Origin of the sequence: Pantoea sp. GABEPS69 (genome assembly GCF_045780835.1) — a bacterium.
Lineage (GTDB): Bacteria > Pseudomonadota > Gammaproteobacteria > Enterobacterales > Enterobacteriaceae > Pantoea > Pantoea septica.
Genome location: NZ_CP118619.1, coordinates 445,345 through 466,016, shown reverse-complemented (window position 1 = coordinate 466,016; position 20,672 = coordinate 445,345). Strand labels below are relative to the sequence as shown.

Below are 20,672 nucleotides of genomic sequence, written 5' to 3'. Positions count from 1 at the left end.
TATCCGTTGAGAAGCGGTTACTGGGCGGGCGAATCCAGCTCAGGAATGCCGCTGCTGCGATCGGCGTAGGCCGCCTGAAAGGCTGGGCGTTTTGTCCAGCGCTGCCAGTACGCATCTAAGAACTCAAAACGCTCGTCAAGTGGAGTGGCATTGACCGGGAATTTCGAGAAGGCGATCGCGGTTGCCAGCGTGATGTCCGAGAAGGTCGGGGCGTCGCCGCCAAGCAGCCATTCACGGCCGTCTGACAGATGACGATTGACCAGCGCGGCATGAGTTAGCGCCTCTTTACGGCAGTGTTCGCCCCAGGCCTCATTTTTGGTCAGTTCAAGCTTGAAGCCGAGGCCGGTATGCAGCACGTGGAACGCTGTTACGATGCGGTACAGGATGTGCACCCACACCCGGTTATCCCACATGTTGTCCAGACCCTGTTCCAGTGCGGTCTCTCCCATGATCTTGCGGCCGGGATACGTCTGGTCGAGATAACGAACGATAGCAGCCGTTTCGGAAATGTAACTACCGTCAGCCAGTTCAAGGGTGGGCGTTTCGCCCCACGGGTTCATATTCAAATGACGCCAGCCACGCTGTTCGCCTACAGGGGACATGTCATAAATGGTCTCGGCAAAGTGATCAGCGATGCCTTTTTCGTGCATGAACAGACGCAGACGCTGTGGATTGGGGAAGGCAGAAGGCGAAGTAAAAAGCTGAAGTTTAGTCGTCATGGTAAATCCTAAGGTTGATGGCTGAAGTGTCTAACTAACGTAAGTTAGGTAAACCTTGGCGGGCGATTTGATGCACGTCAATATCTATCTAACGCTTGTTAGGAAAATCTTTTGTGCGACTTGCGATTGATAAGGGGACGTTTAACCTGCGTTGGGGTGCGCTTATAGGGTTCGCTATGAGCGAGAAGCGGGCATTCAGTGTATAAGTAAAATAAATGCTGATTTTGCATTCAAGCCTTGTTAACTTAAAGGACAATGAAAACACACTCCGTCTTGTTCCATTCAATTATTATTATCACCTGTCTGACTCAGGTGGGATAGCGTTCGCCATTTTCCCGCCGGTAAGGCGGGCCTTACCGGTAATAATCCAGTGAGGTAAATAATGGACACTGCTACAGTAACCGCGTTAGAGAAACCTACTTTGCACCTGTTATGTGGAAAAATCGCATCAGGAAAATCTACATTGTCAGCAAGACTGGGTTCATTACCCGGTACCGTAATTGTCAGTGAGGATTACTGGCTAGCAGCCCTCTTTGCTGATGAAATGCAATCCATATCTGATTATGTACAGTATTCCTCACGACTGAGAAATGCTATGAAACCTCATCTGGTGTCATTACTCAAAGCTGGTTTATCCATCGTTCTGGATTTTCCGGCAAACACACAAACACATCGTGAATGGATGATGAGCATCATTAAGGAGTCAGGTGCCCGTAACAGGCTGCATTATCTGAAAGTATCAGATGAAGTATGTAAATCCCGGTTACGCGCCCGTAATGCGGAAGGTGCGCATGAATTTTCGGCGTCAGATCAACAATTTGAAACTATAACGCGTTATTTTTCAGAACCAACGGATGATGAAGGTTTTGATATTATTGAATACAACTGAATTTATCTTTCTGCATATAAGCCGCCAGTTGGGGGCATTATTAGTTTCCCATTTCTTATGGTTATATAAGATGCTGAAGCGAACTAAATATTCGCTTCAGGCTAAGCACGGACAAGTCAACTGAGTTGAAGGCCCGCTGTAATTAAAACGCGGACCTAACGAATCTTAGTGTAGGCTGCAATATCACGATGAAACCTACCTGATGAGCGTTTCATACCTGAAGCTTCTTTCTGCCATGTCGTCACGGGAAGGTTCATTCACCGTCATACTGTGCTCTTGTTTCCCGGAAATAACTGGCGGATGTGATAATCCAGGACCATAAAGGTAGCATCCGCAGAAGCATTTCTTTTCCCATATCTGTAATCGCATAAACCACCCGGGGCAATTTTTCCTCATAATCATAGCGGGATATAAGCCCGTCCCGCTCCAGATGGCGCAGTGTTCGCGTCAGCATTCTTTGAGTGACATTCGTAAGGTAGCGGCGTAACTCTCCGTAGCGAAGAGGCCCATGGGTACCAAGAATATGCAGCACGCCCAGCGACCAGCGATTACCTGCATGGGCCAGGATCTCACGTTTTAGGCCCTCATCATCGTTGCTTAATTCCTCGCAAAACTCCCTGGAAAATTGCAACAGTGCTTCCCGCTCAGTCTCCATATCACCTCCGGTATCATGCGTGTGCCTAATTGAAACAGGCCATGTCAGCTGTCAGGATGACGTTTTTTATACAACAGGAAGCAACAATGAATACCGATAAAAAACCTAAATATACTGTTCTAATACTGGGTGCAGGCGAGCTTGGTATTCAGGTATTGAGAGCGATGAGCAATAAAACGCAGGAACATACCGATGTAAAAATTAGCGTGTTACTCAGAAGCGAAGCCGTCCATGCCGTTTCTGGCTCGCGTAAGGCACGTCTGGATGAACTGACGAAGCTTGGAATCACTGTAGTAGAGGGCGATCTGCAGGAAGAGAATATTGATGAACTGAGTGAACTCTTTGCTGCTTTCGACGCCGTCATCAACTGCAGTGGTTTTGTCGGTGGGCCGGGAACACAGATAAAAATTACCCAGGCGGTATTGAAAGTGGCTGTAGCCCGCTACTTCCCATGGCAGTTTGGCGTCGACTATGACGTAGTGGGTAAAGGCAGTGGGCAACAAGTCTGGGATGAACAACTTGACGTTCGCCAACTTTTACGCCAGCAAAGCGCGACAGATTGGGTCATTGTATCTACAGGTATTTTTACTAGCTATCTGTTTGAGCCCGGTTTTGGTGTGATTGACGCGCAAAGTAAAACTGTTTGTGCTCTGGGAGACTGGCAGTACGCGGTAACCCTAACCACACCTGAAGATATCGGCCAGCTGACTGCGGACATTTTCTTTCATCAGCCCACTTTCAAAAACGAGATTGTTTATATTGCAGGTGATACGCTGACTTATAGTGAGCTTGCTGATTTAATGAGTGATCACTGGGGCACTGAAGTAAACAGAAAATTACTGGACGGGCAAAAGCTTCAGGATGATGTGCAGCACAATTCGCAAGATGTAGGTGCAAATTACCGACTTGCTTTCGCACGGCCAGACGGCGTAGCCTGGAGTAAGCGTAATACTTACAATCACCGTCAGGGAATTTCAACGACAACGGCCATTCAATGGCTGGCAAAACAGAACCACATCTAGCACTCCGGTACTGTTAAGCATAATTTTAAGCGGCGCAGACTGAAATCAGATGCCGACGTCGTTAATATCTATTGCTATTGTCTTCAGCGCAAAAACTGCAGTTTTGCTGACTTTTTGGTTTACTCATCTATCAATAGAGCCAGCGCTTAAAATGATAGCCCTAATATACTCAGGACCTGCCTTTGCCCTAAATCAGCGTTCAATCTCCGCTTCTGGCACAAAGCAGACATTCAGTTCACCCTTTGTCAGCAGCATGGTTTTTCAAAGGGGATTGCCCGTATTGCAGCGCTGAGGCGATAAGTGGTTAAGCTACTCAGGCGCCTGTCAGGCTATTTTTGTCCAGGGCAGAGAGCATCTCGTATAGCTAAGGCTGAATCACCTTACCCTGTTCATCTAGCAAATCCGTCAGCAGCGCCGTCCCATCGCTTCCCACGCGAAATGCCCCGTATCGTGCCTGCGCGAAACGCTCGCCATGACCTTCCTGAGAGAAATAAGCGTTGGTTCCGACGGTCAGCGAGCCAGAATTGTGATGATATTTCACCCTTAGCTGATTCGCCTGCAGAGGCTCACCCTGATCAAACCGGGCCTGAGTCGCATGATGCTGCGCATCGAGGTCAACAATCAGGGTCCCGCTGGTGGGCAGGCATGGCGCTGACAGGGTCGCGCGGCAGGCCACAGCCTGTTGATAAAACGTCTGCTCCAGAGGTCGGGTGAGGGCATAATTCAGCGCCATGTAATCACCCTGCATCAGGGAGCGCGGGTCAACCGGCGCAAGAGGTAAAATCATGAGCGCGCCCTGTTTCAGCAATTGTTCTTTTTGCCAGATGCTGACATTGACGACCACCAGCGCCAGCGTTATCACCGTGCATGCCAGCCATCGGCTCTGTTTACGCATTCTCACTGGCACCTCCAGTCTGTGCGGGTAACACTTTCCTGACTCCCCATGCCAGCCCCAGTAAAACCAGACCGCCAGCCAGCAGAAGCAGCGCTTTGTGCAGCAGTATTACCTCCAGAAAGTAATACCAGCCAATGAGATACAGCACCATGAAACCGCCACTGACCACCAGCAATCCCAGACTTCCCTGATATCGCGCCATCAGAATCAACCACAAGCCCAGCCCAATACCCGGTGCATAGAGGGCAACAATCCCGCAGATAAGGGCTGCGGGCAGTGTGATAATCGAAAACAGCGGCTGGCTGTTCTTTTTCTGACTAAGCGCACTCAGCACTAAACCTGCTGCTATTCCTGTGCCTGTCGCAGACTGAAGCAGAGAAAAAGGCGCAGTAGACCAGATGAAATCCGTAAGAAACGCCGCGTTTATCCCGAGGAAAGTCAGCAACATCAGGCCCGCCGGGATGCCATACAGCAGGGGATATACCGCGTCAGCATAGGGCCCTGCCTGTAACCTCAGCTGATGACTGACAATCCAGAGCCACCAAAACATGACCGCCGCCACCAGTGTGGAAACAGCAAAGCGACCCGCCGTCGGTGACAGGTAAAGCCGGGCCAGCAAATAGCCTGCCAGCACCAGAAAAAAGGTCAGGGCAGTGATGGCCATAAGCCGGTAAGTGCGGTCAGGCATAGCCACCGCCATCGCGGCAAGGATCGGCAACGCACACAGTGAACTCAGCATCATAAAGCGCACGTCACTGCTCGGGATTTGCAGCACAACGCCGACTATCAGCCCGCACGTCGCCGCAATGGCCCATGCCAGCCCAAGGTGATATTTACCGTCGCGCTCATTGCGCAACAGGCCGCGCGCAATAACGGCGAGCACCAGTGAAGGAAGAATAAAAGTAACAGCGTTCGGGTCATCAAGCAGGTCAGCGATATAGAGCAGCAGTACCATCAGTAACAGAATGATAATTGCGGCGACCCAGCCTCCGACGCTCAGCGCCAGCCTCAGATACCAGGGCAGGTCAGAAGCATGACCGCGTTGCTGAATCTCCTCAATCTGCGAGACGCTCAGCAAGCCCCGCTGACACAGGGTATCAGTCAGTAAGAGCAGCTCGGCCGGAGCCTGATCGACAGGACCTTTTTCAGCCAGCTTGCGTTGCCACTTCAGCAGGATCGTGCCATTTGCCGCCACCCAGAGAATCATTAGGGTGCCGGTCAGAAACAGGTCGCCCGTATCATAGGCTAACAGAAATAACTGCACGATCAGCGCGCAGCCCACAACGGTCAGACTTGCGATGCCCATCGTCAGCATGCAGAGATCCACAAAGCGATAACGGTACAGGTAGTAGCCTGCCAGCAGGGCGATGATCCAGCTGGCCGTAACAGAAGTAAAGTGATGAGCACTATGCCAGTCAGAGATGTTTTCGGCCACGAGGGCGGTCAGCAGCAGCAGTAAAAATCCGGCCATTACCCGCGAGAACCAGCGGCTTGCCAGCCAGCTCTCAGGGCGATGCGTTATTGCCCGCCAGGCCAGGACCTCCCTGATAATCAGGCAGGCTGCCAGCAGCGCCAGATAGCCGTAAAGCACCGTCGTCGGGAGCCGGGTGATGCTGTCAGACACGGCGACATCCAGCAGCGAGGTCGGCAACGTGGTGGTGTAGAGCTGGAACGCCAGGTTAGCGATCAGCCAGCTGCAAAACCACAGGCTGTTTTGCCGGGCGATCAACGCCAGCGGCAGAAGAACGCATAACCAGGCCCGGAATAGCTCCCAGCTGTCCGCACCGGTCTGATAAATCTGTCCATAAAGCGCAAACAGGGCACCGAAACTGAGCCCTGCCGCCAGCAATGCGCTGCGAGCCAGCCTGCTGTACCAGCGCCACCAGACCACCACCGCCAGCGCGACGATCAGCAACTCGGCCAGGGCGAATTTCGCCATCTTCGGTAGCCAGGCCCAGTTCCAGGCAATAAAAAACAGCGATCCGGCAACCAGAGAGAGTAATCCCAGAAAGCAAAGAACCGGTATAAGAAACTGACGCCACTGAGTATCTGAAGGTCTGATACCACAGCAAGCAAAGATACGCTGGCAGCTCTCCGGGTTCAGGCTCCCTGTTTTAACCAGGCCAGCGATCTGACGGCAAAGATACGCTGCCGTCCGTGACGGCATCCCGGTTATGCTATCAGGTGCAATCTCGCTCATTCTTTCCCTGCCACTGGTTACGGTGTGACGTTGATAATGACGTTAACCACTGTTCTTGCCCGCGATTAATCCCTGTGCCGGTCAGTGACGCTCTGCTGAGCGGCTGATTATTTTGCTGAACAAATGTAAACATCTTTTATGGGATATAACAGCGTAAATCAAAGGCGAGCGGTGAACTCTGCGCGATCCATCGCATCCTGATAATCATGACTATCGCTGACCGGAAGCGCCTGCGTTTACTGCTCGCGGAGTCTGGATAGCTGTATCTGAACAGACAGGTTCATCCCACTAACCTGACGGGGGAATAATTACCCGGTTAACCGCCAGTGTTTCCCGGCGATTTCATTTTTCTGTCATTTTTATTCTTTAGGCTCGTGGCTTTCCTTTATGGATATAAAAACATGAAAATAAAAGCTATTTCTCTGGTTATTGGCTGTGCGCTCTCTTTATCAACGTTAGCGGCACAGCCGAAGGCCGAACGTTACGTCGTCAGTTTCCCCGAAGGGACACGCGTGAGCTACAACGGTGCGTTCGCCAGCGCATTTCCTCAGGGACTGCCGGTGGGGATCGGCTCTGGTTTACTGTTTACCGGCAAGCAGGGGGATGCGCTGACCTTCGCGACCGTCACCGATCGCGGGCCAAATGCTGATTCGCCTGATGCGGGTAAGAAAGAGTCAAAGATTTTCGTCACGCCGGACTTCGCACCACTGCTGATGAATATTGGGGTGCAGAACGGCAAAGCAGAGGCCACAGATGCCAGACCGTTGCACGACGATAAGGGCAACATTAACGGACTGCCGTTGCAGGATGACGTCATCGGATCAACCAATGAGGTCGCGCTCAGCGATACGCTGAAAGTGCTGCAGGGTGATAACCGCGGTCTGGATACGGAAGGCATTACGCCGGATGGGAAGGGCGGATACTGGCTGTGTGATGAGTATGGTCCGTTCCTGATTCACGTTGATGAACGCGGCAAAATCCTGGCGATTCGTGGGCCGCAGGCCGCCGAAGGGGAGAGATCCATCGCGGGCGGTCTGCCGAACATACTCAAATGGCGTCAGCCCAATCGGGGCTTTGAGGGCATCACCCGCATGCCCGATGGGCGCATCATGGCTGCGGTGCAGAGCACGCTGGATATCGACGGTAAAAGTAAAAAGCAGGCGCGTTTTACCCGCCTGGTGAGCTTCGATCCAGCCACTGGAAAAACCGCGATGTATGGTTACCCTGTCGACAGCGAGGCTTACAGTAAAAACAGCGACGCAAAAATTGGCGACATCGTGGCGATCGACAATCAGCATATCCTGCTGATAGAACAGGGCAGCGACAAAAACGACGCCATGCGCAACCTTGTCTATAAGGTGGATCTCAGTCCGGCTAGCGAGCTTTCACCCTTTGATAAACCAGGCGAATATCCGGAGTTTGACGACGAGAAAAGGCTGGCCCAGCGCGGCATTAAACTTGCCGCTAAAACGCAGGTGGTCGATTTACGGCAACTCGGCTGGCAACAGGAGAAGGCCGAAGGGCTGGCGCTGATCGACAATAGAACGCTGGCGGTCACTAATGACAATGACTTTGGTGTTAAAACGGTAATGAAGAACCCGGTTGAAGGTAAGAAGCGCAAGGATTACCGGTTGACCGAGCAGGGAACGCTGACGATAGATGATAAGCCGGTTGCAACGACTATCGATCTGAAGCCGCTGAAGAAACCGGAGTCGGATAGTGAGTTGTGGATTATTACGCTAACGGAATCGCTGAAATAAGATTCAAGGGTATGAAACGTCAGGGTCCGCTTCTGTTACAGGGCTGCTGTTGCAGCCCTCGCAATTTAGACTTCAACAGACTCAGATATTTCCAGAGCATCATCGACTTCAATGCCAGGGTAAGGAACTGTGCTTTCGCGTTTTTTATGACCCAACAGTAGCAGGGTTAACCTTAACTTTTGTTTTTTTAGATTTTATATCGAGTTGTCTTTATATCGCATGCAAAACCGCATCAGGCGGACTGCTCGCCACTGAATGCACGCCACGCGGCGAGGGTATCCAGCGATTCCCGCAGCAGTTTGATTTTTCCCTCTTCTGCTACCAACCTTCCGGCATATGTCTGCTTGTATAGCCGAGCGGTGCCCGCCAGTTCGGCTTTTACGCTGTATTCGCCAAAGGCCTGTGTTGGGGTATCGATAAAGAACTGAATATTGCGGAAGCGGAAATCTGGAATTTTCACCAGCAGTCCGGCGATGAAGCGTTCGATTTCAGCCGGCCCCTGCACTCTGTGCGGCAGGCCAAGCGTTTGCAGATAGGGCAATTCCAGCACGCCATCTACGGCAAAAAGCGCCGCGGCGGCTTTAGGATCCTGGATACTGTCCAGGTAGTTCTGAAGTAATTGAACGGCAGTTTTCATGATAAGAGTGCTCCTGTTTTCAGGGCCGGACGACTGTCGTCGGCATGAAGCAACAATATTGAAACTCAGGAGCAATCAAAATAACAAAGAATGAAAGACATCATTTCATAAATGAAATGATAAAAAGGATCACTCAGGCCAGCGCCATTCAGGTTCACTGAGATGTCTGGCGAAGAAATCCGACAGCACCTTGACCTTCAACGGGCGGCTGCGCGAAGTGGGTGTAACAAAATAGAGCCCACCTTGTGTCATTGACCACTCGTCCAGCAGATGTATCAGGCGGCCATCTTTCAGATACTCCGCGGCGATAAATTCTGGCAGTTCCGCAATCCCAAGACCGGCCAGCAGGGGGGGCAGCAGTGCATCAGAGTTGGTTACGCGCAGCGGTCCGCTCGGGACAATATCTTCCTGCGCGCCGGAGTTATGCGTAAAGCGCCATACCTGGCTTCTGGCGCGATAGGCATAACTGAAGCACTGCCGGGAGGTGAGTTCACGCGGATGTTGCGGTACACCTTGCTCAGCAAGATACGCCGGTGAGGCCACCAGATATTGCGTCACGGCACACAGCCTGCGCGCCACCAGCGAAGAGTCCGGTAATACGGCAATACGTAACGCGGCATCAAAGCCTTCAGCAATCAGATCGACCGAGGCATCGGACAGATGCAGGTCGACACTCAGCTCCGGGAACTGGCGGATAAGTTCTGGCAATAAGGGAGCTACCCAGCGCAAGCCAAACGACATGGGCACCGCCAAACGTACCTGTCCCCGCGGCTGAACCGACAGTTCATGGGCTTCGCTTTCCACTTCTTCTGCCTGGCGATACATCTCTGACGCCTTTGCCGCCATGCTTTGACCGAACTCCGTTAACGCCAGCTGGCGCGACGTCCGGTTAAACAGCCGACCGCCCAGCCGTTCTTCCAGGCGAGCAACTGCACGTGACACGGTGGGCACGGAAACCCCCATCACCCTGGCCGCCGCCGCAAAAGAACCTTCCTCTGCCACTTTCGCAAACATCGCGAGTCCTTCGAAATCGGGGAATCTGTTCATTTCAAATCTGCAATGATGAGTTTCAAACCATTCTATTTTGAAAGTCGCCGTACGTCGATATGCTTATTCCATCGCGACAACAACCGCTGTCGTCAATGAGCTAATTCACCGATCACAGGAATATAAGACATGAAAACTCAACGTATCGCTTCAACTCTGTTTGCCTCCTCTCTGCTGCTGGGCGCAGCCAGTTTCTCTGCTCCGGTTTTTAGCGCTGACCCTACGCCGCTGGTCACCATTTCAGGCGTTGACCACGCTGGTATCAATGTTCCTGACCTGGCTGAAGCCATTGCGTTTTTCCAGACGACTTTTGGCGGCAAGATTGAATCGGACATCACCCCTGGCGCTATCCCGGATGCGTGGAAATCGGCGTTTAACTGGCACCAGTCCAGTGACCTCAAGCGTTTTGTCATGATGCGTCTGCCTGATGGCACCGGAATCGAACTGTTCCAGTACAGCGGTGCGCAAATCGACCATACACGTCCACATCAGGATGATGACGGTGCGACGCATATCGCGCTGAGAACCCATGATGTGCCCGCCAGTTTTAAAGCGATTCAAAAAGCCGGACTTAAAACCCTGAATGAACCAGTGACCAACGCCGACGGCACCCAGTGGTTTTATTTCCTGACGCCATGGGGCTCGCAGATTGAACTGGTAGGCAAAACGAATACAGCAAACTGACAGAGGACGCAGATATGAAAAAGGTCCTTACCCAATCCCTGCTGCTGGCGGCACTGCTGGCCGGATCAAATTACGTATTAGCGGAGAACACAACCATGAATATCACCACGGCACAGATCGCACCCGCAGGTTTACAGAAGCTGATCGATCGCCACTTTGCTATCTGGAATAACACCGATGCCGTTGAGCGAGAGAAAGCCTTTACTGCGGTTTACTCGTCAGATTTTTTCGTTGCCGATTATGACGGACTGAACGCAGGGGTGGACCGCGTGAATGCCGCCATCAGTAGAGTTCAGTCACAGCATCCGGGCTTTATCTTCACCCCGGCAGCTGTCGAGTGGAATCACGGCATTGCCCGTGTGACCTGGGGTTATGGTCCAAAAGACAATCCGTATCTGGTACGGGGAGAAGATGTCTTTACGGTCAGCGCGGGTAAGTTGTCGAGCGCCCGGGTCTTTCTTAATAAATAACGTGCTCTTTATTTTTTGATTATCCAGTCACGTGGAAAGTGTTTTCTGAATTCATGCATTTTTTCGTACTCATTAATGACGTTATAGTGCTAACCGAACTCAGCAGGCTGATCTTCACTGTAAATAATTGACTTTAATAGCTAATTCATACTTTGATTAAGGAGTTCCAACATGAGTAAAAAACTGTCAGGCAAAATCGCGTTAGTCACGGGCGGCAGCTCAGGCATTGGTCTGGCCTCAGCGCAGGAGCTGGCGGAGCAGGGGGCGAAAGTCTACATTACCGGCCGCCGCCAGGAAGAGCTTGATGCGGCAGTAGCCTTTATAGGGCCGTCAGCCACAGGGATCCGCGCGGATGCATCAGTCCTCGGCGATCTCGATAGGGTGTTTTCCACCATTGCGGGCGAATCAGGAAAACTTGATGTGCTGTTCGCAAATGCAGGTGGCGGTGACATGATGCCGCTCGGCGCCATCACTGAAGAGCATTTTGACCGTATTTTTGGCACCAACGTGCGTGGCGTGCTGTTCACCGTACAGAAGGCGCTTCCACTGTTGACCAACGGTGCCTCCGTCATTCTAACCGGTTCGACCGCTGCGGCGAAAGGTACGGCCAGCTTCAGCGTTTACAGCGCCAGCAAGGCCGCCGTGCGTAATCTGGCTCGATCCTGGGCGCTTGACCTGAAGGAACGTGGCATCCGCGTCAATGTCGTTAGCCCGGGTCCTGTCCGTACACCAGGTCTGGGAGGTCTTGTACCGGAAGAGCACCGCCAGGGGTTGTTTGATGCGCTCGCTGCTGGCGTACCCTTAGGGCGTTTGGGTGAACCGGACGAGATCGGTAAAACCGTGGCATTCCTGGCGTCTGATGATGCGAGCTTTATTAATGCTGCGGAAATATTTGTAGACGGCGGCTTAGCGCAGATTTAATTCACTACCAGACAGACCTTATCAATTATTTATAACAACGACGACATGATTATTCATTTTGTCGATAGTTAGCCTTGCGCCATGCATATCAGAGCGATGAATAAATGCCGTTGTAAAAGACGATATTTATTCTCTCGGGTATAACGTCAGGCCAGGAATAACCTGCACATCATCAACGGAGAAAAAGAAATGGGCTTTATTACCACACCTGATACAACCCGTCTTTTTTATAAAGACTGGGGTGACAAAAATGCACAGCCGGTTGTTTTCTCGCACGGCTGGCCATTAAGTTCAGATGCCTGGGATGGACAGATGCTTTTCCTGCTGCAGCAAGGGTATCGTGTGATAGCGCTTGACCGTCGCGGCCATGGTCGCTCCGACCAGCCGTCTTACGGCAATGACATGGACACCTACGCCGACGATCTCGCCGTGCTGCTGAATGAGCTGGATGTAAAAAGTGCGGTACTGGTAGGACACTCGACCGGTGGTGGTGAAGTCGCGCATTACATCGGGCGCCATGGCGAAGCTCGCGTAGCAAAAGTGGCGCTGGTTGGCGCGGTGCCGCCCATCATGGTTTCATCGGCTGAGTGGCCTGAAGGTACCGATATGGCAGTGTTCGATGGCATTCGCAAAGGTGTCTTTGATAACCGTTCAGACTTTTATCTCAACCTCGCTATCCCTTTCTACGGAATGAATCGCGAGGGGGTAGAGATCAACGAAGGTCTGCGCCTGAGCTTCTGGAATCAGGGCATGTCAGGCTCGATTGTCGGTCAGTACGCCTGTATCCAGGCGTTCTCAGAGGTGGATTACACCGAAGATCTGAGAAAAATCACCGTGCCGGCGTTGGTCATTCATGGCGATGATGATCAGATCGTCCCCATTAACCATGCTGGCCTGCTCTCTGCTGACATTATTCCTCATGCCGAGCTGAAAATTTATCCAGGTGCCTCTCACGGTCTGGCGGCAACGCATCAGGATCAACTTAACCAGGATTTGCTGGGGTTTATTAAGTCGTAGGTCATCCCTGTTAGCCGCCTCATTTAACCATGAGGTGGTCACGCTATTTAATTTTATTACCCTCACGCCGCATTTCCTTTTTCTGTAATAAAGGCACGCATGCGTATGAAATTATATCAATTAATTCCTTCCCTGTTGGTGCTGTTATTTATGGCGGATGTTGAAGCACAGGATCATGCTCATCAGGGTGCTCAGTCGGACGCTGCTGAAGCCGCATTCATGCAGGACAATCAGACGGCGATGAACCGGATGATGGCAGGCATGGAGGCTAAGCCCACATGCAACATCGATGAGGATTTTGTGGCGATGATGGCCCCGCACCATCAGGGCGCGATAGACATGGCCATCGGCGAACTCCGCTACGGCACCAATCCGCAGCTTCGCCGTATTGCGCAGGAAATCATTGTCACTCAGCAGCAGGAGATCACTGCTATGTATCAGGCATTGAATAAACCGCTGCCGCCTGCGCAGGCGGCTCCCGATCAGATTGCGCCAGTAAAGGGGATGACTCCCTGATAACCCTCACCGATCTTCCTTTTGACAGACCCCACTAAACAGGATGATGCAATGAAAACGTTATTAAGGACCGGACTTGCCTTCGCTGTCGCGTTCTCCGCCTGGCCCGCGATGGCAGGCCAGGCTCCCTTTGGTGCTGCAGCCTCCGAGCTCCCTCTCAGCCACCATGACCGTGTGTATGCCGCAGAACAGTTCTCAAATACGGTCTCCGTCACCGACCCAGCCAGTAATAAGTTGCTCGGCGTCATCCGACTGGGCGATTCCCAGCCGGCAAACCTCAGTCCCCTGTACAAAGGCCAGGTGTTGGTACACGGCATGGGATTTTCACCGGATCGTAAAACGCTGGTAGTGGTCTCGATTGGCTCAAATTCGGTGAGCTTTATCGATACTGCCACCAACGCAGTCAGGCATATCACTTACGTGGGACGTTCTCCGCACGAGGCGTTCTTTACGCCGAATGGAAAAGAAGTGTGGGTGACGGTCCGTGGCGAGGACTACGTTTCAGTACTTGATGCCAGCAGCGGTGAAGAGAAGACGCGCATTAAAGTGCCTGGCGGTCCGGGCATGCAGATCTTTTCGCCCGACGGGCGGTACGGTTACGTTTGCTCTTCGTTTAACCCGGAAACCGTGGTGGTTGACGTCAGTACGCACAACATTGTCGGCTCGGTAAAACAGGCCAGCCCTTTCTGCCCGAACATTGCGGCAACTCCCGATGGAAAACAGGTATGGTTTACCCTTAAGGACACGGGGAAAGTCCAGGTCTTTAACGCAAGGCCGCCATTCAACATATTAAAAACGCTGGATACCGGCCCCATCACCAATCACGTCAACATCGTAGAAAACGCGAAAGGCAGTTTTGCATGGGTCACCGTCGGTGGTCTGAACCGAGTCAACGTCTACCGCACGGATGATTTCTCACAGGTGGCCTCCATCCCGGTCGGAAATCTCCCGCACGGCCTGTGGCCATCTGGTGACGGGAAGCGTATTTATGTCGGTCTGGAGAATGCCGATGCGCTTGCAGCCATTGATACGACAACTTACAAGAGAGTGGCTACCATCCCGATTGGACAGGCACCGCAGGCTGTTGCCTATGTGCCCGACGCTGTGCCGCAAGGGGATGGCATACAGGGCTTGCAGCCTCTGGGGATAGCCGGCCAGGCAGTGCATCTCCAGTTGAGAAGCGTGGGGGCTGCCGAAAATGCGCAGGCGACGACAACGGTTTCACTGTTTGAACAAGGGATAACGCAGGTTCTGCAGGCGTCGGCGACGGGTTTAGCACCCAAACAACCTTACCTGCTGGCATTGTCATCGCGAGCCGACGGCAGCGGTGAGCTGGAACCATTGACGCGCTTTATGACTAACCCTGCTGGCGCGGCCATTGTTAACGCGGTTGGCCCGATACGGCAAATCGTGGAGGCCCATCACGCGGATGAACGTCGCTACCTTGTGATTGCCAAAAGCGACGGCAGCCAGTTGGGGAGCGTCGTCCAGGTGCAGGCGCGCTAATACTTCACTAGTGTGTTTAATCCAGCCATGACGCGTCGGCATGACTGAAATTCTGGCTCACTATTACCCGTCTAAATGGCGGGTTTTTTTATGGATTATTACGGCAAAAACGCCTCTAATTTTTATTCATATTTTTTGAATGTTTTAAGTAAATCTCTTTGCTTTTAAACCGAGGGTCGTAAGCGCATGATTAATCCATCGAGGCAAATAGCCTTACAAACTAAATAAATCATTGAGGAACAGATCATGAAAAACATCAAAACTTTCGTTGCAGTTATCGCTCTCTCTGCTGTTTCATTCGGTAGTTTTGCTCAGAGTGTAACCGCGTCAGCCTCTACTCTGGATGCTGCAGAAGCGCAGATTGCTGCTCAGGCACATCAGGCAGGTGCTTCGTACAAAATCACAGGTGCACGTTTCAATAATGGCGCCTACATCTCTGCCGAGTTGAACAAATAAGCAAGGGTTTTAGTGGGTGATTCAGGGCCGCGAAAGCGGCCTTCAGTTTTTGGGCACAAGCCAGGAATAGCGGGATAAAAGGCGGTGCTGATCAAATGTTTCTGACGAACTTTTTGCTGCTGGCAGTAGAGTAACTTTAACGGCTGAGTAAGTTTTTACTGGTTCTGACGCTCATTCGCTTATTCAAAAACGTGGCACTTAGCTGCTTATGCGTAGGGCTTAGAGGGCGGGTATGAGCGAGAAGCGGACGTTTGTTTAAAAGCAGGAGCTTTGTCGCAGATGATGAAAAAGGGTCAGGCCAGGCAGAGTCTTTGCACTACTCATAAGGAACAAACGATATGAGCTTTAAATTTACTATTGTGAATTTAATTTCACTATAGTAAATTTAACCAGGCTCTTCTTGTACGTTAAAGCACCCGGTAAAAATCACCATAAGGTTGAAAAATGTTAGTAATCAGAATATCCCGACCCTCTGAAGCGTCAGAAATTATACAAATTTGGAAGAATTCCGTAGATGCTACGCACGATTTTTTGACAGCTCATGATCGACAAGAAATCGAAAAAGAAGTTGTCAGCTTTTTTTCAAAAACCCCTGTATGGGTTGCAACAAATCGGGATGATCAACCACTGGGATTTATGTTTTTGCATGATGGTCATCTGGAGGCACTTTTTGTAGATGCTTCTGCTCGCGGACTAGGCGTTGGCAAAAGGTTGATTTCACATGCGCTGGCGCTGCATCCGGATCTAAGCGTCGATGTAAATGAACAAAACCAGCAGGCTGTAGGGTTTTATCAGCATATGGGTTTTCAGGTATTAGGGCGTTCAGAGCGGGACAATCAGGGGAGGCCATACCCCCTGTTGCATCTAAGACCAGCTAATAAGATGTAACCATTGCGACAGAGAAAATTTCATTATTCTTTTTGGCTAAAAGCGACGATGTAAGAACAGCTCTGCTCACTGTCAGGGTTAGTCATTTGGTACTCGCTTGCAAAGGTAAGGGCGAGACAGTCACCGGCGCGTAAATGATGAGTCTGTTTATTGACCAGAAAATCAAGACTGCCACTCAGCACCCAAAGTGTTTGCCCGGAAAGATGTTCATTCGCCGAAGCGGGTATCGTCAGCTCACCCATGGCAGGAATTTCAACTCTTATAAGTTCCGGACATGCCCCTGCCGGGGAAAGAGACCAGCGAGTAATACCTGACTGCTCATCCGTCCAGTGCTGTTGCTGATGAGAAAAGAGAACCAGTGAGTTCTGTTGTAGTTCAAGCTCTGCGAAAAGCTTTGATAAGGTAATATTCATCGCGTTAGCCAAACGACTAAGTATCATTGCACTGGGGCTAGAAGTACCTCGTTCAACCTTGCTAATCATAGCCTGACTAACGCCCGAACGTTGAGCAAGCTCAGTTACTGTCAAGTTGCGAGCCTTTCTGTGTTTAAGCAATAAACGTGCAATGTCGCTATCTACTATCTGATTTTTAGATGTTTTATCCATCTTTACCCTCACTTTTGCCAGCCTGATTATGCCATTACATAAATCAGGCTGGAATAATTGATTGTACAAGTTTGATAAAAACCGGCATCGAATAGTAGGTCTCCGCCTTTAAGAACACACGCCATCATTTGAGCATCAATTTGCAACGATTATGGCCGCTTATGGCACAAAGCGGACATTCACCATTACCCAATAAGGCTTACAGCGTGTTTATGCGATTTAAATAAAAACACCCTGGCCTGATAATCTCAGGCTGGCTCAGGACCAGGGATATTTCGGCTCAGTAAGGCCAATTTAATCAGTGCCACCCCAGGCGTAATCAATGTAGCCCTCTCTTCCCTGGCTAAACCAGGTGTTGCGATCGTCAGGCGTAAGCGGCTGTCCTTGAGCGACACGATACGGAAAGTCCGGGTTGCTTATAAAGGGTCGGCCAAAACTGACCGCATCGCCGGTTCCCTCCAGCAGGGCCTGCTCAGCACGGGCTACGCTGAAGTCCGAGTTCAGGATTAAGGGACCGCGAAAAGAGCCTCTCAGCGCCTGCGCCAGCGGAGGCTGCTCACCCACGCCAAACGTGCCATCAATGGGTGGCTCTCTTAACTCCAGGTGAGCAATCCCTATATCTGACAACGTCTCTAGCGCCAGGCGAAAAAGCGGCACAGGATCGGAGTCACGTATGCCCTGGGTTTCACCATTAGGAGAAAGGCGCACGCCGACCCGATTTGCGCCAATCTCATCTGACACCGCTTGGGTAATCTCCGCCAGCAGACGAATGCGATTTTGCCTTGAGCCGCCATAGTTATCGGTTCTGAGGTTGTCGCTGTCGCGTAGAAACTGATCGATAAGATAACCGTTAGAGGCATGAAGCTGTATGCCGTCGAAGCCGGCATTGATGGCATTTCTGGCGGCTTGCCGATACTGCTCGATAATCTCGGGGATTTCGCTGAGGTCGAGCGGACGCGCCTGTTCATAAGCTGTTTTTCCCGCGTAGGTATGAGCATGGCCCGGCGCGGTGGTTGCTGATGCCGACACAGGCTGCGCGCCGCCCATGCTGGAGTGAACCACGCGGCCCATATGCCACAGCTGCGCAATTATCCTGCCGCCTGCAGCATGCACCGCCGAGGTAACGCGCTGCCAGCCCGCTATCTGTTCTGCATTCCATATGCCGGTGGCATAGGGCCAGCCCAGGCCCTGTCTGGAAATGCCGATAGCTTCGCTAATGATTAAACCTGCAGACGCTCGCTGAGCGTAGTACTCCGCCATTATTGCCGTTGGCACATTATCCCGCGTGCCGCGAGCGCGCGTCATAGGCGCCATAATAAAACGATTAGGCATGGCGATAGCGCCCAGCTGCAGGGGTTCAAAAAGTTTACGCATTATTTTTTTCTCCAGGTCAAAAGCCGGACGTCTCAAACGAGGCGTTGTCCACCATCGATGTGCAGCACCTCGCCATTCATAAACGGGTTCTGCATGAGAAACAGCACGGCGGCGCCCGCCGCATCAGCGGAAACAATCTGCTTTAAGGGAAGCTGCGTGCTTAAGGAAGCAACGTAGCCGTCTCGCGCGTCGCCCAGCGTACGTCCCAGCAGGGCCGTATTGGTGGTGCCCGGCGACAGCGTATTAAAACGGCGCGGCGCTAACTCCAGCGCAAGGCCTCGGGCAAAACCTTCCATCGCTGAGGAGGCGGCAGCCAGAACAGCCGTCCCGATGGCGTTGGGGCGATCGGCCAGAATGCCCGAGATAAAGGTAACGGAAGCCGTTTCGCTCAGCCGCTCGCCAAGCGCGCGAAGAATATCGACCGAAGCCCAGATGCGCTCGTCGAACGCGCGGCGCAGATAGCCGGTGTTCGCATCCATAATTTTCCCTGCCACAAAGGACCCTGCCAGCAGAACCAGGTGATCCACGGCGCCGATGTCAGACAAGGCGACGTTAACGGCTTCTGTATCGGTAACATCCGCACTACGCCAGTCGAATCCGTGCTGCAAAGCGACACTCGCTGTGCGAGCCGCATCCGATCCGATAATAGTGACGCGGGCGCCGGCTTCCTTCGCCTGGCGCGCAGCCGACAGGCCGATGCCAGAACTGCCGCCAAAAATCACGATATGGCTGCCAGCGATGCCCTGCGCCTTGTCTGTAACTGGAAGGTCTTTGGTGATGTTCATATTCTTCTCCGGGAATGCAGTTGTGGGTTATTAACTCTTCCCGGACATACTAGGAGATTTTATTTGCTGATTTAATGGCGTTAATACTCACCTTGTAAGTGCCATTATGGAACAAATCAGGTTGTAGATTTAGGCTCGCACCCAGGCAGAGATTCAGATTGGTTCTTTCACGGCCATCAGTTCCTGTTCCCAGGCGGTTGGCGACGCAAACACCTCGCTTAACATATCGATAAATGCCCGTACGTTAAGGCTGTTACGGCGGCTCTCAGGCCATAGCGCTGTGATCCAGGCACGATTGAAGGCGTATGCCGGCAGCACAGGTACCAAAACGCCATTTCTGACGTGATGGGCGCTCATATAGGTAGGTAAAAATCCAATGCCGCCGCCTGCCGCGATTACGCCAGATACGATTTCGCTCGCGTCCGCCATCATCCAGGCGTTGACCGGGTACTCCTCAATTTCATCTTTGATACTGAATGCCCAGCGAAATACCTGCCCGGTACTTTGGAACCGAAAATTAACGCAGTCGTGATCCTTTAATTCGTCAGGATGCGAGGGCATACCTTTGCGGTTGAGATAGGAGGGCGAAGCAAAAGCGCAGACGCGATGATGACCTAGCCGACGAGCAATCAGGCGGGAATCTGGAATACTCCCTACCCGGAGGGCGATATCGATGCCTTCCGCCGCCATATCGCTGACCTGATCGCTGCTACGAATATCGACAAAAATATCGGGATAGCGTTCATGAAAGGCGGGTAACGCTGGGGCCAGTATATGCACGGCAATGGGCCAGGGCGCCGTTACTCGCAGCAGGCCAGAAGGACGGCTTCGGGTAGAGATGACAGCCTGCTGAATATTTTCAGCTTCTTGTAGCAGCTGGAGCGCCTTTTCATACAGCACCCGGCCTTCCTGCGTCAGATGTAAAGAGCGCGTGGTGCGGGTAAAAAGCGTCAGGCTCATCTGCTTCTCAAGCCGCGCAATACTTTTACTGACGGCTGAAGGAGAAATACCCAACGCTTTAGAGGCGGCAGAAAAACTGCCGAGCGATGCCGCACGCGTAAATGCAATCAGGCCCGTCAGGCGTTCAATCGTAATCTGTTCCATAAAGGCATCTGTTCATCAAAGATTCAGGTTTGTGAATCATATAAAACGGAACCTGTATTGAACAGTTACTCTGTTGCTGGTAACAACGTGCGGTTGAAACAAAACGCCTGCTACCGATAAGCGGCTGCGGGCGTTTGCAGCGATGCAGCTATTTGTACCGCGCCTGAGCGCGGAGAGTTGCGTCCATCGAGGCGACGAAAAGGCTCCGCCGCCCGCGCTGGAGTACAAACAGACTCGGCAAGCCTCTGGCTCATTGCCACTCATTAGGGTAGATATAGGCTGGTGTTGGTTACGTCACCCAGTGCGTGAGAGGCTGCAGAATGGAAGGCCGCATGATAAAGGATAATCAGCATCAACCCCTGTTTCCGGATGATTATTAAGGGAAATGCAACTTTTCTGAAAAGAGCGGCGCCAGGCTCTCTTCTTATAACAAAAACGCAATAAGAAAATCGATTACTGTTTACATGCCTCAGGTTAACACCACGTGCTTTCCTTGTCTGGCAAGGGCTAAGGCTAGTTTGC

Annotated in this window: 21 protein-coding genes; 11 read left to right on the top strand and 10 right to left on the bottom strand. The window is 52.0% G+C overall.

The genetic code is table 11. The features are described from left to right. Positions 1-17 precede the first annotated feature (17 nt). Positions 18-719 (bottom strand): glutathione S-transferase family protein, encoded by a 702-nt coding sequence (locus PVE98_RS22015; RefSeq protein ID WP_096074205.1) that lies wholly within the window; start codon positions 717-719, stop codon positions 18-20. A gap of 382 nt (positions 720-1,101) precedes the next feature. On the opposite strand from PVE98_RS22015, the gene PVE98_RS22010 reads away from it, so the two are divergent. Further along, a complete protein-coding gene (locus tag PVE98_RS22010) occupies positions 1,102-1,608 on the top strand; it encodes an ATP-binding protein (RefSeq protein ID WP_096074206.1) in 507 nt (168 codons plus the stop codon). A 253-nt stretch (positions 1,609-1,861) separates the two neighbouring features. Here the strand turns inward: PVE98_RS22010 and PVE98_RS22005 are convergent, their stop codons facing one another. Further along, complete coding sequence (locus PVE98_RS22005) at positions 1,862-2,263, bottom strand: helix-turn-helix domain-containing protein (RefSeq protein ID WP_096074207.1); 402 nt, start codon at positions 2,261-2,263, stop codon at positions 1,862-1,864. A gap of 86 nt (positions 2,264-2,349) precedes the next feature. On the opposite strand from PVE98_RS22005, the gene PVE98_RS22000 reads away from it, so the two are divergent. Continuing rightward, positions 2,350-3,285, top strand: a complete 936-nt coding sequence (locus PVE98_RS22000; protein WP_096074208.1) for an aromatic alcohol reductase — start codon at positions 2,350-2,352, stop codon at positions 3,283-3,285. Positions 3,286-3,649: 364 nt separating this feature from the next. Here PVE98_RS22000 and PVE98_RS21995 read toward each other — a convergent pair whose 3' ends face one another. Both PVE98_RS21995 and PVE98_RS21990 read right to left on the bottom strand, forming a co-directional pair. Next, positions 3,650-4,180 (bottom strand): GDYXXLXY domain-containing protein, encoded by a 531-nt coding sequence (locus PVE98_RS21995; protein WP_096074209.1) that lies wholly within the window; start codon positions 4,178-4,180, stop codon positions 3,650-3,652. Then, complete coding sequence (locus tag PVE98_RS21990) at positions 4,173-6,380, bottom strand: DUF2157 domain-containing protein (protein ID WP_096074210.1); 2,208 nt, start codon at positions 6,378-6,380, stop codon at positions 4,173-4,175. The genes PVE98_RS21995 and PVE98_RS21990 overlap by 8 nt, the downstream gene beginning before the upstream one ends. Before the next feature lie 401 nt (positions 6,381-6,781). On the opposite strand from PVE98_RS21990, the gene PVE98_RS21985 reads away from it, so the two are divergent. Continuing rightward, entirely contained in the window at positions 6,782-8,140 is a 1,359-nt protein-coding gene (locus PVE98_RS21985) for an esterase-like activity of phytase family protein (protein ID WP_096074211.1), read from the top strand. 232 nt (positions 8,141-8,372) lie between these two features. Here PVE98_RS21985 and PVE98_RS21980 read toward each other — a convergent pair whose 3' ends face one another. Continuing rightward, positions 8,373-8,777: a nuclear transport factor 2 family protein gene (locus tag PVE98_RS21980; protein WP_096074212.1), complete on the bottom strand. Its 405-nt coding sequence runs from the start codon at positions 8,775-8,777 to the stop codon at positions 8,373-8,375. 129 nt (positions 8,778-8,906) lie between these two features. Then, the gene (locus PVE98_RS21975; protein ID WP_096074213.1) at positions 8,907-9,824 is read right to left on the bottom strand and encodes a LysR family transcriptional regulator; all 918 of its coding nucleotides are present in this window, start codon (positions 9,822-9,824) and stop codon (positions 8,907-8,909) included. A gap of 129 nt (positions 9,825-9,953) precedes the next feature. On the opposite strand from PVE98_RS21975, the gene PVE98_RS21970 reads away from it, so the two are divergent. The 8 genes from PVE98_RS21970 to PVE98_RS21935 all read left to right on the top strand — a co-directional run bounded on the left by PVE98_RS21970 (position 9,954) and on the right by PVE98_RS21935 (position 16,282). Then, on the top strand, positions 9,954-10,508 hold the full coding sequence (locus PVE98_RS21970; protein WP_096074214.1) for a VOC family protein: 555 nt from the start codon (positions 9,954-9,956) through the stop codon (positions 10,506-10,508). Positions 10,509-10,522: 14 nt separating this feature from the next. Beyond that, positions 10,523-10,978 (top strand): 4-hydroxythreonine-4-phosphate dehydrogenase, encoded by a 456-nt coding sequence (locus tag PVE98_RS21965; protein ID WP_081876046.1) that lies wholly within the window; start codon positions 10,523-10,525, stop codon positions 10,976-10,978. 171 nt (positions 10,979-11,149) lie between these two features. Next, a complete protein-coding gene (locus tag PVE98_RS21960) occupies positions 11,150-11,899 on the top strand; it encodes an SDR family NAD(P)-dependent oxidoreductase (protein WP_033748987.1) in 750 nt (249 codons plus the stop codon). A 189-nt stretch (positions 11,900-12,088) separates the two neighbouring features. After that, positions 12,089-12,916, top strand: a complete 828-nt coding sequence (locus PVE98_RS21955; protein ID WP_096074215.1) for an alpha/beta fold hydrolase — start codon at positions 12,089-12,091, stop codon at positions 12,914-12,916. Between the two features lie 150 nt (positions 12,917-13,066). After that, positions 13,067-13,432, top strand: coding sequence for a DUF305 domain-containing protein (locus PVE98_RS21950; protein WP_407568610.1), 366 nt, complete (start codon positions 13,067-13,069; stop codon positions 13,430-13,432). A gap of 51 nt (positions 13,433-13,483) precedes the next feature. Next, on the top strand, positions 13,484-14,938 hold the full coding sequence (locus tag PVE98_RS21945) for a hypothetical protein (RefSeq protein ID WP_333620575.1): 1,455 nt from the start codon (positions 13,484-13,486) through the stop codon (positions 14,936-14,938). A gap of 246 nt (positions 14,939-15,184) precedes the next feature. Then, positions 15,185-15,394, top strand: a complete 210-nt coding sequence (locus PVE98_RS21940; protein WP_096074218.1) for a YdgH/BhsA/McbA-like domain containing protein — start codon at positions 15,185-15,187, stop codon at positions 15,392-15,394. A 444-nt stretch (positions 15,395-15,838) separates the two neighbouring features. Continuing rightward, positions 15,839-16,282: an acetyltransferase gene (locus PVE98_RS21935; protein ID WP_096074219.1), complete on the top strand. Its 444-nt coding sequence runs from the start codon at positions 15,839-15,841 to the stop codon at positions 16,280-16,282. A gap of 23 nt (positions 16,283-16,305) precedes the next feature. Here the strand turns inward: PVE98_RS21935 and PVE98_RS21930 are convergent, their stop codons facing one another. The 4 genes from PVE98_RS21930 to PVE98_RS21915 form a co-directional block, all read right to left on the bottom strand. Continuing rightward, a complete protein-coding gene (locus PVE98_RS21930) occupies positions 16,306-16,887 on the bottom strand; it encodes a helix-turn-helix domain-containing protein (protein ID WP_033749111.1) in 582 nt (193 codons plus the stop codon). 294 nt (positions 16,888-17,181) lie between these two features. After that, a complete protein-coding gene (locus PVE98_RS21925; RefSeq protein WP_033748982.1) occupies positions 17,182-18,261 on the bottom strand; it encodes an alkene reductase in 1,080 nt (359 codons plus the stop codon). A 32-nt stretch (positions 18,262-18,293) separates the two neighbouring features. Continuing rightward, a complete protein-coding gene (locus tag PVE98_RS21920) occupies positions 18,294-19,046 on the bottom strand; it encodes an SDR family oxidoreductase (protein WP_096074220.1) in 753 nt (250 codons plus the stop codon). Between the two features lie 153 nt (positions 19,047-19,199). Beyond that, complete coding sequence (locus PVE98_RS21915) at positions 19,200-20,150, bottom strand: LysR family transcriptional regulator (RefSeq protein WP_096074221.1); 951 nt, start codon at positions 20,148-20,150, stop codon at positions 19,200-19,202. Between the last annotated feature and the right edge of the window lie 522 nt (positions 20,151-20,672).

Excerpts from the sequence above, each read along its gene's own strand:
- PVE98_RS22015 (WP_096074205.1), bottom strand. The coding sequence starts at position 719 with ATGACGACTAAACTTCAGCTTTTTACTTCGCCTTCTGCCTTCCCCAAT.
- PVE98_RS22010 (WP_096074206.1), top strand. The coding sequence starts at position 1,102 with ATGGACACTGCTACAGTAACCGCGTTAGAGAAACCTACTTTGCACCTG.
- PVE98_RS22005 (WP_096074207.1), bottom strand. The coding sequence starts at position 2,263 with ATGGAGACTGAGCGGGAAGCACTGTTGCAATTTTCCAGGGAGTTTTGC.
- PVE98_RS22000 (WP_096074208.1), top strand. The coding sequence starts at position 2,350 with ATGAATACCGATAAAAAACCTAAATATACTGTTCTAATACTGGGTGCA.
- PVE98_RS21995 (WP_096074209.1), bottom strand. The coding sequence starts at position 4,180 with ATGCGTAAACAGAGCCGATGGCTGGCATGCACGGTGATAACGCTGGCG.
- PVE98_RS21990 (WP_096074210.1), bottom strand. The coding sequence starts at position 6,380 with ATGAGCGAGATTGCACCTGATAGCATAACCGGGATGCCGTCACGGACG.
- PVE98_RS21985 (WP_096074211.1), top strand. The coding sequence starts at position 6,782 with ATGAAAATAAAAGCTATTTCTCTGGTTATTGGCTGTGCGCTCTCTTTA.
- PVE98_RS21980 (WP_096074212.1), bottom strand. The coding sequence starts at position 8,777 with ATGAAAACTGCCGTTCAATTACTTCAGAACTACCTGGACAGTATCCAG.
- PVE98_RS21975 (WP_096074213.1), bottom strand. The coding sequence starts at position 9,824 with ATGAACAGATTCCCCGATTTCGAAGGACTCGCGATGTTTGCGAAAGTG.
- PVE98_RS21970 (WP_096074214.1), top strand. The coding sequence starts at position 9,954 with ATGAAAACTCAACGTATCGCTTCAACTCTGTTTGCCTCCTCTCTGCTG.
- PVE98_RS21965 (WP_081876046.1), top strand. The coding sequence starts at position 10,523 with ATGAAAAAGGTCCTTACCCAATCCCTGCTGCTGGCGGCACTGCTGGCC.
- PVE98_RS21960 (WP_033748987.1), top strand. The coding sequence starts at position 11,150 with ATGAGTAAAAAACTGTCAGGCAAAATCGCGTTAGTCACGGGCGGCAGC.
- PVE98_RS21955 (WP_096074215.1), top strand. The coding sequence starts at position 12,089 with ATGGGCTTTATTACCACACCTGATACAACCCGTCTTTTTTATAAAGAC.
- PVE98_RS21950 (WP_407568610.1), top strand. The coding sequence starts at position 13,067 with ATGGCGGATGTTGAAGCACAGGATCATGCTCATCAGGGTGCTCAGTCG.
- PVE98_RS21945 (WP_333620575.1), top strand. The coding sequence starts at position 13,484 with ATGAAAACGTTATTAAGGACCGGACTTGCCTTCGCTGTCGCGTTCTCC.
- PVE98_RS21940 (WP_096074218.1), top strand. The coding sequence starts at position 15,185 with ATGAAAAACATCAAAACTTTCGTTGCAGTTATCGCTCTCTCTGCTGTT.
- PVE98_RS21935 (WP_096074219.1), top strand. The coding sequence starts at position 15,839 with ATGTTAGTAATCAGAATATCCCGACCCTCTGAAGCGTCAGAAATTATA.
- PVE98_RS21930 (WP_033749111.1), bottom strand. The coding sequence starts at position 16,887 with ATGGATAAAACATCTAAAAATCAGATAGTAGATAGCGACATTGCACGT.
- PVE98_RS21925 (WP_033748982.1), bottom strand. The coding sequence starts at position 18,261 with ATGCGTAAACTTTTTGAACCCCTGCAGCTGGGCGCTATCGCCATGCCT.
- PVE98_RS21920 (WP_096074220.1), bottom strand. The coding sequence starts at position 19,046 with ATGAACATCACCAAAGACCTTCCAGTTACAGACAAGGCGCAGGGCATC.
- PVE98_RS21915 (WP_096074221.1), bottom strand. The coding sequence starts at position 20,150 with ATGGAACAGATTACGATTGAACGCCTGACGGGCCTGATTGCATTTACG.